The following is a 14,245-nucleotide window of genomic DNA, read 5'->3' as shown; positions in this document are numbered from 1 at the left end:
CCCCGGCGGCGGGGTGGCGCAAGGCGCCTTTGGTGGATCGGCATCCGGTTGCAATGGCCGCCGCCGCGGCGTACACCTCGTACTCAAATGCAGGCGTGCCGGGCGAGTGGCCGCCCTTGGCATTGGGGGCGGGGGACGAACCGATGGCGGGCGCGTTCGGGGACTGGTCGGTGCTGGTCATCGAGGACGAGAGCTTTACCCGCATGGTGCTGGCGAAGATGCTCGGCACGCTGGGTTTCAAGGCCGTTCACCAGGCTGCGGACGGGGAGGCCGGGCTGGCCGTCGTCCGGGCGCACGCCCCGGACGTCGTGGTCTGCGACGTGGAGATGCAACCCATGGACGGGTTGGGCTTCCTGAAGTCGCTGCGCGCCAGCCCCAACCCGCGCGACCGGGCGCTACCGGTGGTCTTCATGACCAACCGCACCGACCAGGCCCGCATGGACGAGGCGGCGGCGCTGGGCGCCGACATTTTCATCCTGAAGCCGGCCACCCCGGAATCGCTGACGGAATGCCTGAGCGCGAAACTCGGTTGAGCCAGCGGCCGGGCTCGCGGTCACAACTTTTCCCCCAACCTGTTGCAAGACTGCCAAGTCTTTGATTCGGGCCGTGTTCCGGATGGCCCCGTTCGAGGTCGGCCACCGGAGCAAGCCCCCTTCACCAAAATTCCGCCTTGTTGATCTGCTGTGATGAGCTTCACCATCTCTCTTTGGAAGAGGTGGATCATGGACCTCGTCCATGCGTTAATGTCTTTGTGACACCGTTTGCAGAGCAGGATGTTGTTAAGGATTGGTGGGCACACTTACGGTTAACCGAAGCGCCGAACTGGGTTAAGGCGCGAAACGGCACTGGAGGTCGATGGCGTGATCGGCACGGTCCAGCGAGTTTCCGACAAACGGCATCCGGGCATGGGTCCGGGCGCCGGCTGGCCATCACCGTCACGTTCACATCGCTTTTCACATCGACTGCGCTTCTCACATCGACTGCCAAATCGACCGTCGTCAAATCGTTCGTCTTGCGAAACCACTCCGGCGCGAATCGACCACGCAATGCGGCGCAAGCACAGGCGTGGCGTCAACTGGCCGCCTGTTCTAATCCTGAAGGCCGATCCAGCCTTCCGCACGGCTTTTCCGGTTATTAAGACTGCCTGTCTGGAAAGCTCTAGGTCGAGCATTACATTCAGATTTGAACCATTCGAGTTCAGCGGTCCCAAGGGGGTGCTGCATTTGAACCGCAACCGCATAAAAGGTCTGGCTTTCGACGGTGAGCGGGGTCGACGCGGGATTGTTCCGCCCGTGGCGCCCCAAACTTCGCGGCGCGTGCCGCCCCCGCCGACCGGGTCCCCCGGCGGCAGCCCCGACGCATCGGACTAAGAGATACGGAGCGAGGAATGTTCCCGGCCGACGAACTGTTCACGCGCTATACGCAGTCCTATGAGGGGCGCCGTGAGGTTGAGATGAGCCTTACGGAATACCTCCAGGAATGCCGCGACGACCCGATGATGTATGCCTCCGCACCGGAGCGCATCCTCGCCGCCATCGGCGAACCGGAAGTCGTCGACACCGCCAAGGATCCGCGCCTTGGCCGCATCTTCATGAACCGGACGATCAAGATCTATCCGGCCTTCGCCGACTTCTACGGCATGGAGGAGACGATCGAGCGCATCGTCGGCTTCTTCCGCCACGCGGCGCAGGGGTTGGAGGAGCGCAAGCAGATCCTCTACCTGCTGGGCCCGGTCGGCGGCGGCAAGTCGTCGCTGGCGGAGCGGCTGAAGTCGCTGATGGAGAAATGCCCGGTCTACGTCCTGAAGGCCGGCAAGGAGATCAGCCCGGTCTTCGAAAGCCCGCTCGGCCTCTTCAACCCCGAGGAGATGGGCGACCTGCTGGAGGAGCGCTACGGCGTCCCGCGCCGCCGCCTGACCGGCCTGATGAGCCCCTGGGCCGTCAAGCGGCTGGACGAGTTCGGCGGCGACATCTCGCGCTTCCGCGTCGTGAAGCTGCACCCCAGCAAGCTGCGCCAGATCTGCGTCACCAAGACGGAGCCCGGCGACGAGAACAACCAGGACATCTCCTCGCTGGTCGGCAAGGTCGACATCCGCAAGCTGGAGATGTACAGCCAGAACGATCCCGACGCCTACAGCTTCTCCGGCGGCCTGAACCGGGCCAGCCAGGGCCTGCTGGAATTCGTCGAGATGTTCAAGGCGCCCATCAAGATGCTCCACCCGCTGCTGACGGCGACCCAGGAGGGCAACTACGTCGGCTCGGAGAACATCGGCGCCATCCCGTTCCAGGGCATCATCCTGGCCCACTCCAACGAGGCGGAGTGGCAGTCCTTCAAGAACAACAAGAACAACGAAGCCTTCATCGACCGTATCTGCGTGATCAAGGTGCCCTACTGCCTGCGTGTGCAGGAGGAGCAGCGGATCTACGACAAGCTGGTCCAAGGCTCCGACCTGGCGACCGCGCCCTGCGCGCCGTCGACCTTGGAGATGCTGGCGAAGTTCTCGGTGCTGTCGCGCCTGCGCGACCATCCGAACTCCAGCCTCTACTCCAAGATGCGCGTCTATGACGGCGAGAGCATGAAGGAGACCGACCCCAAGGCCAAGTCCATGCAGGAATACCGCGATCAGGCGGGCGTGGACGAGGGCATGGACGGCATCTCCACCCGCTTCGCCTTCAAGGTGCTGGCCGCGACCTTCAACTACGACTCGACCGAGATCTCGGCCGATCCGGTCCACCTGATGTACATCCTGGAGCAGTCGATCAAGCGGGAGCAGTTCCCCGACGATACCGAGAAGAAGTACATCGAGTTCATCAAGGCCGAGATGGCGCCGCGCTACGCGGAGTTCATCGGCAACGAGATACAGAAGGCCTATCTGGAGTCCTACAGCGACTACGGCCAGAACCTGTTCGACCGCTACGTCGACTATGCCGATGCGTGGATCGAAGACCAGGACTTCAAGGATCCGGACACCGGCCAGTTGATGAACCGCGAGCTTCTGAACCAGGAGCTGACCAAGATCGAGAAGCCCGCCGGGATCGCCAACCCGAAGGACTTCCGCAACGAGGTCGTGAAGTTCGCGCTCCGGGCGCGGGCCGCCAACGCCGGGCGCAACCCCTCCTGGACGTCCTACGAGAAGATCCGCGAGGTGATCGAGAAGCGCATGTTCTCCCAGGTGGAGGATCTGCTGCCCGTGATCAGCTTCGGGTCCAAGAAGGACAGCGAGACCGAGAAGAAGCACAACGAGTTCGTGTCGCGCATGATGACCCGCGGCTACACCGAGCGGCAGGTCCGCCGGCTGGTCGAGTGGTACATGCGCGTGAAGCAGGCCGGCTGATTGGTCGGTCTGCTCGTCACGAGCGTGAATCGGTAGGAGGGGCTCCCCCTTGATGAACATCATCGACCGTCGCCTGAACCCGCAGGGCAAGAGCCTGGCCAACCGCCAGCGCTTCCTGCGGCGCGCCAAGGAACAGGTGGTAAAGGCGGTGCGGGATGCCTCGGGCAAGCGCGGCATCCAGGACATCGAAAACGGCGAGAAGGTCACCATCTCGACCGGCGGCGTGCGGGAGCCCTCCTTCCACCGCTCCGGGTCCGGCGGCGTGCGCGACTACGTCGTGCCGGGCAACAAGGAGTATGTGGAAGGGGACACCATCTCCCGTCCCGAGGAGCAGGGCGGCGGCCGCGGGTCGGAAGGCAGCCCCGACGGGGAGGGCGATGACGACTTCCGCTTCGTCCTGTCCCGTGAGGAGTTCCTGGACATCTTCCTGGAAGACCTGGAACTCCCCGACCTCGTGAAGCAGAAGGTCAAGCAGTCGGAATCCCACTCGCTGACGCGGGCGGGCTATTCGGTGACGGGCTCGCCGGCCAACCTGAACCTGGTGCGCACCATGCGCAACAGCCTCAGCCGGCGCATCGCGCTGAAGCGGCCGAAGCCGGCGGAGGTGGCCGAGCTTGAGGATCTTCTGCGCGAGGCGGAGGATCGCGGCGAGGATCCGGAAAAGCTGCGGGAGATGCGCGACCTGCTGGAGCGGCATTACCTCCGCGCCAAGCGCATCCCCTTCATCGACCCGATCGACGTCCGCTACAACCGCTTCGAGACGGTGCCGAAGCCCATCGCACAGGCCGTCATGTTCTGCCTGATGGACGTCTCCGGCTCCATGACGGAGCACATGAAGGATCTCGCCAAGCGCTTCTTCATGCTGCTCTACCTGTTCCTGAAGCGGCGCTACCGTTCCGTGGACATCGTCTTCATCCGCCACACCCACGAGGCCAAGGAGGTGGACGAGGACACGTTCTTCTACTCCACCGAGACCGGCGGCACCGTGGTCTCGACGGCGTTGGAGGAGATGCAGCGCATCGTCAAGGAGCGGTATCCGGAGAACGAGTGGAACATCTACGCGGCCCAGGCGTCGGACGGCGACAACATGTCGTCGGACAACGCCCGCTCCGCGGGCCTGCTGAAGGACGCGATCCTGCCGCTTTGCCAGTACTTCGCCTACATCGAGGTGGCGGCGGAGCACAACATGGGCCTGTCGGCGCTGGGTCGCGAGACGGAACTGTGGCGCACCTACAAGATGGTCCAGGGACCCGACCTGCCGCTTGCCATGCGCCGCGTCCGCTCCCGCCGGGAGATCTTCCCCGTCTTCCGCGACCTGTTCGCCCGCGAAAAGGCCGGGGCGTGACCGTATGAGAGTCACCACAGAGACACGCAGACACAGAGGGGGTGGTTTCTCTGTGTCTCCGTGTCTCTGTGGTGAATTTTTCTTGAGTTTCCAACCAAACCGCTCGCGCGCCGCTGATCGTCGCGCAGAAAGCGTGGGAGGCTGACAATGGCCGCTGTGATCACCAAGCCCGAAAGCCTGCTCTACGACGGGGCTGACTGGGACTACGACAAGATCAAGCGCGTCTACGACGCCATCGAGCATGTCGCGCTGGACGAGATGGGCCTCAACGTCTATCCGAACCAGATCGAGGTCATCACGGCCGAGCAGATGCTCGACGCCTATTCCTCGATCGGCATGCCGCTGATGTACAAGCATTGGTCCTTCGGCAAGCATTTCGCCCGCGACGAGATGCTCTACCGCAAGGGCTACCGCGGCCTCGCCTACGAGATCGTCATCAACTCCAGCCCCTGCATCAGCTACATCATGGAAGAAAACACCATGACGATGCAGACGCTGGTCATCGCCCACGCGGCCTTCGGCCACAACCATTTCTTCAAGAACAACCAGCTGTTCCAGCAGTGGACGGACGCCGAGGGCATCCTCGATTACCTGGAATTCGCCAAGGCCTACATCGCCCAGTGCGAGGACCGCTACGGCCACCACGCGGTGGAGCGGGTGCTGGACGCCGCCCACGCGCTGATGAACCAGGGCGTTCACAAATACCCGAAGAAGCGCAGCCTCGACCTGCGGCTGGAGCAGAAGCGCGAGCGGGAGCGGCAGGAATACCAGGAGCAGACCTTCAACGACCTGTGGCGCACCGTGCCGAAACCCACGGCCGGCGGGGCCCGCCCCTCCAAGACAGTGTCGGAGCGCAAGAAGCTGCTCGGCCTGCCGGAGGAGAATTTGCTCTACTTCCTGGAGAAGAAAGCCCCGCGGCTGGACCATTGGCAGCGCGAGCTTCTCCGCATCGTCCGCCACATCGCGCAGTATTTCTACCCACAGAAGCAGACCAAGCTGATGAACGAGGGGTGTGCGACCTACACCCACTACACCATCATGAACACGCTTCATGACAAGGGGTTGATCAGCGAAGGCGCGATGCTGGAGTTCCTACACTCCCACACCTCGGTCGTCTTCCAGCCGGAGTTCGACGACCAGCGCTTCTCGGGCATCAACCCGTATGCGCTGGGCTTCGCGATGATGCAGGACATCCAACGCATCGCCGAGAACCCGACGGAAGAGGACCGCTACTGGTTCCCCGATCTCGCCGGCCGCGGCGACGGCATGGCGGCGTTGCGCGACGCCTGGGCCAACTACCGCGACGAGAGCTTCGTGCTCCAGTTCCTCAGCCCGCACCTGATCCGGAAATTCAAGATGTTCAGCGTGCGCGACGACGCGGAGGACCCGTATCTGCTCGTGGAGAACATCCACAACGAGCGCGGCTACCGCCAGATCCGCAAGATGCTGGCGCGCCAGTACGATCTGGCTTTCCTGGAGCCGGACATCCAGATCGTCGACGTGGACTTGGCCGGCGACCGCAAGCTGATCCTGCACCACCGCGTCACCAACGGCGTCCTGCTGGACGAGAGCGACGCCAAGGCCGTGCTGCGCCACATCGCCAACCTCTGGGGCTATGAAGTGCAGTTGGTCGAGGTTTCGGCCGTGTCGGAGGCCATCCTGAAGGAACACGCCGTCACCGCGCCGAGCGGCATGGGGGCGTAACGGCCTGTTGCCCCCACCCTCCCACTTCGTGGGTCCCTCCCTCCCCCGCTCTCGGCGGACCGAAGGTCCGCCTGCCGCGTCAGCGCAAACCTTTGGTTTGCGCGAGAGCTGCGCAGGGGAGGGCTCCTTTGCGAAGCTGGCGGAGTTCCCTCTCCCGCCCAGCGGGGGAGGGTTAGGGTGGGGGCAACCCGCACGTCACTCCTTCCCGAAGGTCTCCGCGCCGAAGACGGTCGCTTCCAGGCCCGGTACCGGGCGGTCGGGCGCCCAGCCGGCCTTGCGCTTCAACTGGGCGACGAACTGACGCCGGTCGGGTAGCATGTCCCAGACCTTGGGCAGGAACAGGGCGCCGTCGCGCCCGGCGCGCAGGATCAGCCCGTCGACTCCGGGCCGCAGCTTGGCGATCAGGTCCTCCTCGTCGCGGAAGGGCAGGGGGCGGTCGTGGCTCAGGATCGACACGGCGATGTCCACGCGCGGCAGTTCCGCCGCGGTCAGCGGGCCGAAGCGCGGGTCCTGCATCGCCGACCGCACCGCGTTGTCCACCACGTCCTCGACCAGCGGGCGGCTCGCCTGGGTCGTGCCGATGCAGCCGCGCAACTCCCCGTCGATGGTCAGGGTAACGAAGGTGCGGCGGATGGCGCGCAGCGGCATGGGGAAGTCCTCCGGCCGCACCGGCGGGGCGCGACCAGTCTTCACCGCGTGGGCCAGCGCGCGGCGCGCGGCCTGCAGCAGAAGTTCCCGATGGGCGTCGGACAGGTGGGCCGCGGTCGCCGGCTCAATGCTGTAGGCGCCGTAGCCGACCACCCGGTCGCGGTCGCCGGCCGTGTCGCCGGAATTGCGCAGGTCGCGTGTGGTGACGCGCAGGTCCAGCGCGCGGGCGCGCATCAGCAGCCCCGCGACCGGCAGGTAGCCGCAGGCGCGGTCGCCGGACAGCCGCTCGATGTCCGCCGCCTCGATGGCCTGGGAGGTCTCCAGGTCCAGCCGGTGCGCGGTGGAGTGGTCGTGGAAGTGGCTGAGGTCGGAGCTTATGACGATCAGCGTCTCCGGCCCGCCCCACAGCCGTTGCAGCACCGCGTCCACCCGCGCCGGGTCGACGTGGCCGACCACCAGCGGCACGACGGAGGCCTCTGGGAACAGGCGCTGGATGAAGGGCAGGTGCACCTCCAGCGAATGCTCCCCATCGAAGGCGCGGTCGATCCGCTGCACGTCGGGCAGGTCGCGGATCGCCGCGATGGCCTCCCGGTCCACCGGCACGGCGCCGAGCGGCGTCTCCAGTGCGTCCGCCGACGGGTAGGCGATGCCGCGGAAGCCGTAGCGGTGCGCCGGCCCCAGCAACAGGACGCGGGTGATCCGCCCGCCCAGATGCGCCACGCCGGCGTAGGCGGTGCCGGCGATCGGGCCGGAATAGACATAGCCGGCGTGCGGGGCGATGATCGCCTTTGCCGGCAGCCGTTCCGTATGGGCATCCTCAATGAGGCCGGCGACCATGCGGTCGAGGGCGGCGGGGTTGGCGGGATAGAAGGCCCCCGCCACGGCCGGAGCGCGCAGGTTCATTGATCCCAGCCTCGCAGAATGTCGAAAGGGCCATCGAAAGGATAAGAGCCCGGGAAAGGCTTTGCCGGACCGGGCGACGTCCCCCACATGTAGGAACACCGTCCGATCATTGACAAGCGGGACCCCGGTAGAACGTTGGGGCTTCTCTTTGCCGTGCGGTCCGCCCATACTGTTGAGAACAGCGCATGTCCAACATCGTCCCCGCCCGTTATTGGCACCGGCTGGACGACGGCCGCCTGCAATGCGACCTTTGCCCACGCCACTGCAAGCTGTCCGACGGCCAGCAGGCGCTCTGCTTCGTGCGCCAGCGCCAGGGCGACCAGATCGTGCTGACCACCTACGGCCGCTCCTCCGGCTTCTGCGTCGACCCCATCGAGAAGAAGCCGCTGAACCATTTCCTGCCCGGCACGCCGGTACTGTCTTTCGGCACGGCGGGCTGCAACCTGACCTGCAAGTTCTGCCAGAACTGGGACATCTCCAAATCCCGGGAGTTCGACACGCTGGCCGACAGCGCCGCGCCCGAAACCATCGCGCGCGCCGCGAAGGAGACGGGCTGCCGCTCCGTCGCCTACACCTACAACGACCCGGTCATCTTCCTGGAATACGCGGTGGACGTGGCGCAGGCCTGCCACGAGCAGGGGGTGAAGAACGTGGCGGTCACCGCCGGCTACATCTGCGCCGAACCGCGCGCCGAGTTCTACAGCCACATGGACGCCGCCAACGTGGACCTGAAGGCCTTCACGGAGGACTTCTACCACAAGGTCACCGGCAGCCACCTCGCCCCGGTGCTCGACACGCTGAAGTACCTGAAACACGAGACCAGCGTCTGGTTCGAGATCACCACGCTGCTGATCCCCGGCGAGAACGACAGCGACGCGGAACTGCACGCCATGACCGGCTGGATCCGCGAGAATTTGGGGTCCAACGTGCCGATCCACTTCACGGCCTTCCACCCCGACTACAAGATGCGCGACAAGGGCTGGACCCCGCACGCCACGCTGCTCCGCGCCTGGACCATCGCCAAGGCGAACAGCCTGCACCACGTCTATGTCGGCAACGTCGCCGACCTCGACCACTCCAGCACCCGCTGCTCCAGCTGCGGGGAGGTGCTGATCGGCCGCAGCGGCTACACGCTCAGCGCCTGGGGCCTGGACGACGAGGGCGCCTGCACCGGCTGTGGGACGCAGCTTCCGGGGGTGTTCGAGGCCGCGCCCGGCCAGTGGGGCGCCCGGCGCATGCCGGTGCGCCTCAGGGACTTTGCGGTGGCGTGACCTCCGGGTCCAACGTGTACAGCTCCTGCGGGCGACCGACGCCGCGCAGCAGGTAGCGGCCGATGGAGATCAGGCGTTCGCGGCATTCCGGGGCGGACTGCACGAAGGCGGAGGACAGCAGCAGGTCCTGGTCCAGCGACCGGCACATGGCGGCGATGCGGCTGGCCTCGTTCACCGCGGGGCCGACGACGGTGAAGTCCAACCGGTCCACCCCGCCGATGTTGCCGTAGAACACCTTGCCCTGATGCAGGCCCAGGTAGAAGCGCGTCACCGGCATCCCTTCCGCGGCGCGGCGGGCGTTCAGCTCCTTGCAGCGCTCCCGCGCCTCTTCCGCGGCGTCCAGGGCGGCGCGGCAGGCGTCCTCGGCGCTGTTGCGGTCGAAGACCGCCAGGATGCCGTCCCCCATGAACTTCAGCACCTGCCCGCCGTGCTGGTGGATGGCCGTCACCAAAAGCTCCGCATAGTCGTTCAGCAGGGGCAGAATGGTCTCCGGCGGGGCGGTGTCGGTGATGCGGGTGAAGCCCTGCAAGTCGCTGAACCACAGCACGGCATCCAGCTTCTCGGCGATGCCCCGGCGGATGTGGCCGCGCAGCACGCGGTGGCCGGCGTCGCGGCCAAGGTAGGTTTCCACCAGCGTGTTGGCGATGCGCGCCACCGCGTGGCCGCGCAGCGCCAGCGCCAGCGTGCCGGCCAGCGTCAGCAGGGCGTCCTGCTGCACGTCGCTGAAGCCGTCCGCGTGGTGGGTCACCCAGGACGAGAAGATGCAGTCCATCTCACCGATGGCGGCGTCGGGGCCCAGGCGGTTGACGATGGCCATGTAGTCGGTGGCCCCCTGCGCGTGCAGCTCGTCCACCACCGGGAACTCGCCCGCCTCGCAGCCGTCGACCAAGCGGCGGCGCAGCATGATCTCGCCGGTGGTGTAGAGGCGGTGGAAGGGGCTGCGCAGCCACTTCTCCTCCATCGCCGGGTCGGCGGTGGTGCCGTAGTCGGTCTGGCGCACCTCGGCGGCGTTGCGCCCGGTGCTGTCCCAGGTGACGACGTGGCCGGCGATGGTCGGGTGCAGCGTGTCAGCGCCGATCACCGTCCGGGTCAGCGGGACGCCCGCCTCGACCAGCCGTTCGCAGAAACCGCCGACCAGCTCCGTCGCCGGCAGCCCCTGGAGCCCGGCGTCGGTGATCCAGCGGCTGAGGTCGAGAATCCGGTGTGCATCCATGCTCGTTTTCCTTGCGCAACGGACCGGCGGCCCAGACGTCATCCGGGGCGCGACAGCGCGTCTGTGATGAACGCCGCAACTGCGGCAAAGTCGCCGGTTGTTCGCAATTCGGCGGGCATGTCGCGGAATTCAAGGTCCGGCCCAAAGCCGATGATCGGCTTGCCGAAGGCCAGCGCCAGCCGCACCTCGTCCAGCGTCCCGTGCCGGCCGGGCAGCGCGACGATCACTTGGGCGGTCAGGATGTTGACGTGGTTGCGGCTCAGCGCCTCTGGTGACGCGTCGGGCGCCTTCCTTTGGAACGGCGTCAGGATGGTCAGGTCGATGAAGGGGTTGGGGTAGCCGGGCAGCGGCACGAAGCCGCGGACCGGGTCGGGCTCCGACGGCAGCACCCCGATCGACCGGCCCCGGCGTCCGGCCGTCCCGGAAAAGGCCCGCGCCGCGGCGAGCATCACTCCGTTGCCCCCGCCGGTCAGCAGGTCGTGCCCGTTCTCCGCGATCCAGGCGCCGAGCGGCGTGGCGAAGGCCTCCCACTCGTCCTTCCCCGATCCCATGACCCCGATGATCCCCATGCGTTGCTCCTGCTGCTGCGTTGGGCACTCACCGCCCCCGTGGCTTCGCCCGCGCCGTCGGCTCCGCTTCCAGCGGGTTGTCGGGCCAGTAATGCTTGGGGTACTGGCCCTTCAGGTCCGCCTTTACCGCCTTGTAGGCGTTGGCCCAGAAGCTGGCGAGGTCGCGGGTCACCTGCACCGGGCGGCGCGCCGGGGACAGCAGGTGCAACAGCAGGGCGACGCGCCCGCCGGCGATGCGCGGGGTCTCGGCCAGCCCGAACATCTCCTGCAGCCGTACGGCCAGCACCGGCTCGTCCGCCGCGTAGTCGATGGGCACGCGCGACCCGCTGGGCACCTCCACATGGGTCGGCGCCTCCTTGTCCAGCCGCTGCTGCATGGCCCAGGGCAGCAGGCCGCGGAGCGCGTTCCCCAGTTCCACCCGGTCCAGATGTGCGCGGCGCGACGCCCCGTTGAGGAAGGGGGCCAGCCAGTCCTCCAGCGTGGCGAGCAGCGCGGCGTCGGAAATGTTGGGCCACTCCTCCCCCTCCATGCGGCGCAGGAACTGGACGCGGGACTGCCACTTGCGCAGCTCGTCGTTCCACGGCAGGGCGGTCAGCCCCATCTCCCGGATACCCTCCAGCATGGCGCCGGCCATGGCTTCGGCGGGCGGGTTGGACAGCCGCTCGTCCTTCAGCACCAGGGCGAACAGCATGCGGCGGCGGCGCGCCAGCACCACCTGCTCCCGCCCGTCCCAGGTCACCAGGGTCTCGGTGCGGATGTGCTCCGCGAAGGTTTCCTCCAACTCGGCCAGCGTCACCGGGGCGGCCAGGAAGACGCGGGACTCGCGCGCAGCGCCATCCAGGTCGGCGACAGCCAGCCAGTCCTGCGCGGACAGCGGCTCGGCGTCCTGGAAGTAGGCGCCGCGGCCGTTGGACAGGCGATACTGCGCCGCCGCGCCGCCGGCGTTGTTGCCGCCCGGCCGGCGCTGGCCGATGCGGTCCGGGTAGGCCAGCGCGACCAGCAGCCCGGTCGCGCCCAAATCGCCGCCGCCGTCCTTCGCGCCCAGCTGCCGTTTCCACTGCCGTGCCTGCTTCAGCGCCTGCTGCGCCCCGCCGCGCTCCACCGTCAGCCCGCGCCCGGCGCCGCGCAGCCGTCCCTCGTCGTCCAGCCCGCGCAGAAGCTCAACGCGCAGCCGCAGGTCGGCGTCGCGGAACCCCGGCTGCGCCCGGACGATGTCGCGCTCCCCCACCAGTGCCGCCACCTCGCAGGCGAGTCCGCCGAGCCCCAGCTCCTTGCCCTTCAGCATCATATGGGCCAAGCGCGGGTGCACGCCGAAGCCGGCCATGCGGCGCCCGTGCGGTGTGATCGCGCCGTCGTCCCGCAGCGCCCCCAACTCGCGCAGCAGCTCCCGCGCCTGCGCCATCGAGGCGGCTGGCGGCGGGTCCAGCCAAGCCAGCGTCGCCGGGTCCGCCACGCCCCACACCGCCAGTTCCAGCGCCAGCGGGGCGAGGTCGGCCTCCAGGATCTCCGGCGCCGTGAAGGCGGCCAGCGCCTTGTGGGTGGCCTCCGGCCACAGGCGGTAGCAGACGCCGGGCTCCAGGCGGCCGGCGCGGCCGCGCCGCTGCTCGGCCGAGGCCTGGGAAACCTTGGCGGTGACCAGCCGCGTCATGCCGCTGCGCGGGTCGAAGCGCGGCACGCGCATCAGCCCGCCGTCCACAACGATGCGAATGCCCTCGATGGTCAGGCTGGTCTCGGCGATGGGGGTGGCCAGCACGACCTTGCGGGTGCCCGGCGGGCTCGGCGCGATGGCGCGGTCCTGCGCGTCGGCCGTCAGGTCGCCGTAGAGCGGCGCGATGATCGTTCCGGGGCCGAGGTCGGCGCCCTCCAGCAGGGTCTGCACGCGGCGGATCTCCCCCGCGCCCGGCAGGAAGACCAGCGCGTTGCCGCTCTCCTCGCGCAGCGCGCGGCGGACCGTGGCGGCGACCGCGTCCTCAATGCGGGTGCCGGCGGTGGGCGCGTCGAGGTGCCGCGTTTCGACCGGGAAGGCGCGGCCCTCGCTGGTCACCATCGGCGCATCGCCCAACTCATCGGCGAGAAGCGCCGCCACCGGCGCACCGTCCAGTGTCGCCGACATGACCACCAGCCGCAGGTCGTCGCGCAGCGCCCCGCGCGCCTCCTGCACCAGGGCCAGGGCCAGATCGCTGTCGATGCCGCGCTCGTGGAACTCGTCGAACAGCACGGCCCCCACCGTCGGCAGCTCCGCGTCTTCCTGAAGCTGGCGGAGGAACAGGCCGTCGGTCACCACCTCGATGCGGGTTTTCGGCCCCGCCTTGGTGTCCAGGCGGACGCGGTAGCCGACCGTCTCGCCCACCGCCTCCCCCAGCATGGCGGCCATCCGCCGCGCGGCGGCGCGGGCGGCCAGCCGGCGTGGCTCCAGCACGATGACCTTGCGCCCCTTCAGCCAGGGCTGGTCGAGCAGCGCCAACGGCACGCGCGTTGTCTTGCCGGCGCCGGGCGGAGCCTGGAGCACGGCGACGTCGCGCTCGGCCAAGGCCGCCAGCAGGTCGGGCAGGACGGGATCGATGGGAAGGGGAGGAAAGCTCATCGGGCGGCGTCTGGGGGAGGCAGGGGAGCGGGCGGTGCGTTCTTGACCGCGGCCAGCGCGTTGGTCAAGTCCTCCACCATGCGGGTCAGGCGGGCGATCTCCTGCTCGCGCAGCAGGTCGATCTTCTGGTGCAGCAGCTCGATCTCCAGTTCCGCCTTCAGGTTCACGTCGTAATCCTGCTTCGCCCGTTCCCGGTCGATGTCGGCCTGGCGGTTCTGGCTCATCATGATGATGGGGGCGGTGTAGGCCGCCTGGAAGGACAGGACAAGGTTCAGCAGGATGAAGGGGTAGGGGTCCCAGGCGCCCACCCAGCCCAGCACGTTGGCGCTGATCCACAGGCCGAGCAGCACCGACTGGCCGATGATGAAGTGCCAGGAGCCGACCAGTGTGGCGACCCCGTCGGCGACCACTTGGCCAGTGGTGCGTTGGCCGGCCGTCGCCGCGCGCGCCGCACGCCGGCGTTGCCGCAGATGGTGCAGCCGTTCCAGGTCCTCGCGCCCGAAGGCGGACAGAAGGCCGTTCAACGCGTTCATGGCGGGCGTTCCCTGAATTGCCGATGCTGCACAGGATCTGTAAGCCCGGCGCGCGGTGCGGCCAAGGGCGTAGGCATGACGGGCGCGTTAAATTGTCGCATCAAACCGCGCCGTGTCGTCCCTTCCGGGATCCGGAGGCGC

General features: G+C 67.7%; 10 protein-coding genes. 5 read left to right on the top strand and 5 right to left on the bottom strand.

From position 1 onward, the window contains the following. Positions 1 to 143: 143 nt before the first annotated feature. The 4 genes from M2351_RS12065 to M2351_RS12050 all read left to right on the top strand — a co-directional run bounded on the left by M2351_RS12065 (position 144) and on the right by M2351_RS12050 (position 6,383). Positions 144 to 533, top strand: a complete 390-nt coding sequence (locus M2351_RS12065) for a response regulator (protein ID WP_264656301.1) — start codon at positions 144 to 146, stop codon at positions 531 to 533. An 854-nt stretch (positions 534 to 1,387) separates the two neighbouring features. Beyond that, positions 1,388 to 3,334 carry a PrkA family serine protein kinase gene (locus M2351_RS12060; RefSeq protein ID WP_264656300.1) on the top strand — a complete coding sequence of 649 codons (1,947 nt, stop codon included), beginning with the start codon at positions 1,388 to 1,390 and terminating at the stop codon, positions 3,332 to 3,334. A 52-nt stretch (positions 3,335 to 3,386) separates the two neighbouring features. Next, entirely contained in the window at positions 3,387 to 4,679 is a 1,293-nt protein-coding gene (locus tag M2351_RS12055; RefSeq protein WP_264656872.1) for a YeaH/YhbH family protein, read from the top strand. Positions 4,680 to 4,826: 147 nt separating this feature from the next. Continuing rightward, complete coding sequence (locus M2351_RS12050; protein ID WP_264656299.1) at positions 4,827 to 6,383, top strand: SpoVR family protein; 1,557 nt, start codon at positions 4,827 to 4,829, stop codon at positions 6,381 to 6,383. Between the two features lie 195 nt (positions 6,384 to 6,578). Here the strand turns inward: M2351_RS12050 and amrB are convergent, their stop codons facing one another. After that, complete coding sequence (amrB, locus tag M2351_RS12045) at positions 6,579 to 7,934, bottom strand: AmmeMemoRadiSam system protein B (protein WP_264656298.1); 1,356 nt, start codon at positions 7,932 to 7,934, stop codon at positions 6,579 to 6,581. 185 nt (positions 7,935 to 8,119) lie between these two features. On the opposite strand from amrB, the gene amrS reads away from it, so the two are divergent. Beyond that, entirely contained in the window at positions 8,120 to 9,205 is a 1,086-nt protein-coding gene (gene amrS, locus M2351_RS12040; protein ID WP_264656297.1) for an AmmeMemoRadiSam system radical SAM enzyme, read from the top strand. On the opposite strand, the gene M2351_RS12035 is transcribed toward amrS, so the two are convergent. From M2351_RS12035 to M2351_RS12020, 4 genes are read right to left on the bottom strand one after another with little or no spacing between them, the layout of a single operon-like run. Next, on the bottom strand, positions 9,183 to 10,418 hold the full coding sequence (locus M2351_RS12035) for an adenylate/guanylate cyclase domain-containing protein (protein WP_264656296.1): 1,236 nt from the start codon (positions 10,416 to 10,418) through the stop codon (positions 9,183 to 9,185). The genes amrS and M2351_RS12035 overlap by 23 nt on opposite strands. Before the next feature lie 38 nt (positions 10,419 to 10,456). Then, complete coding sequence (locus tag M2351_RS12030; protein ID WP_264656295.1) at positions 10,457 to 10,987, bottom strand: SLOG cluster 4 domain-containing protein; 531 nt, start codon at positions 10,985 to 10,987, stop codon at positions 10,457 to 10,459. A gap of 28 nt (positions 10,988 to 11,015) precedes the next feature. Continuing rightward, positions 11,016 to 13,571 (bottom strand): ATP-dependent helicase HrpB, encoded by a 2,556-nt coding sequence (hrpB, locus tag M2351_RS12025; RefSeq protein WP_264656294.1) that lies wholly within the window; start codon positions 13,569 to 13,571, stop codon positions 11,016 to 11,018. Further along, positions 13,568 to 14,104, bottom strand: coding sequence for a DUF1003 domain-containing protein (locus M2351_RS12020; RefSeq protein ID WP_264656293.1), 537 nt, complete (start codon positions 14,102 to 14,104; stop codon positions 13,568 to 13,570). Before M2351_RS12020 ends, hrpB begins: the two co-directional genes overlap by 4 nt. Positions 14,105 to 14,245 lie beyond the last annotated feature (141 nt).

The organism is Azospirillum canadense, assembly GCF_025961225.1.
In the GTDB taxonomy this organism is placed as follows: domain Bacteria; phylum Pseudomonadota; class Alphaproteobacteria; order Azospirillales; family Azospirillaceae; genus Azospirillum; species Azospirillum canadense.
Note: the sequence above shows the minus strand (reverse complement) of the source record. Positions and strands in the feature narration are given on the sequence as shown.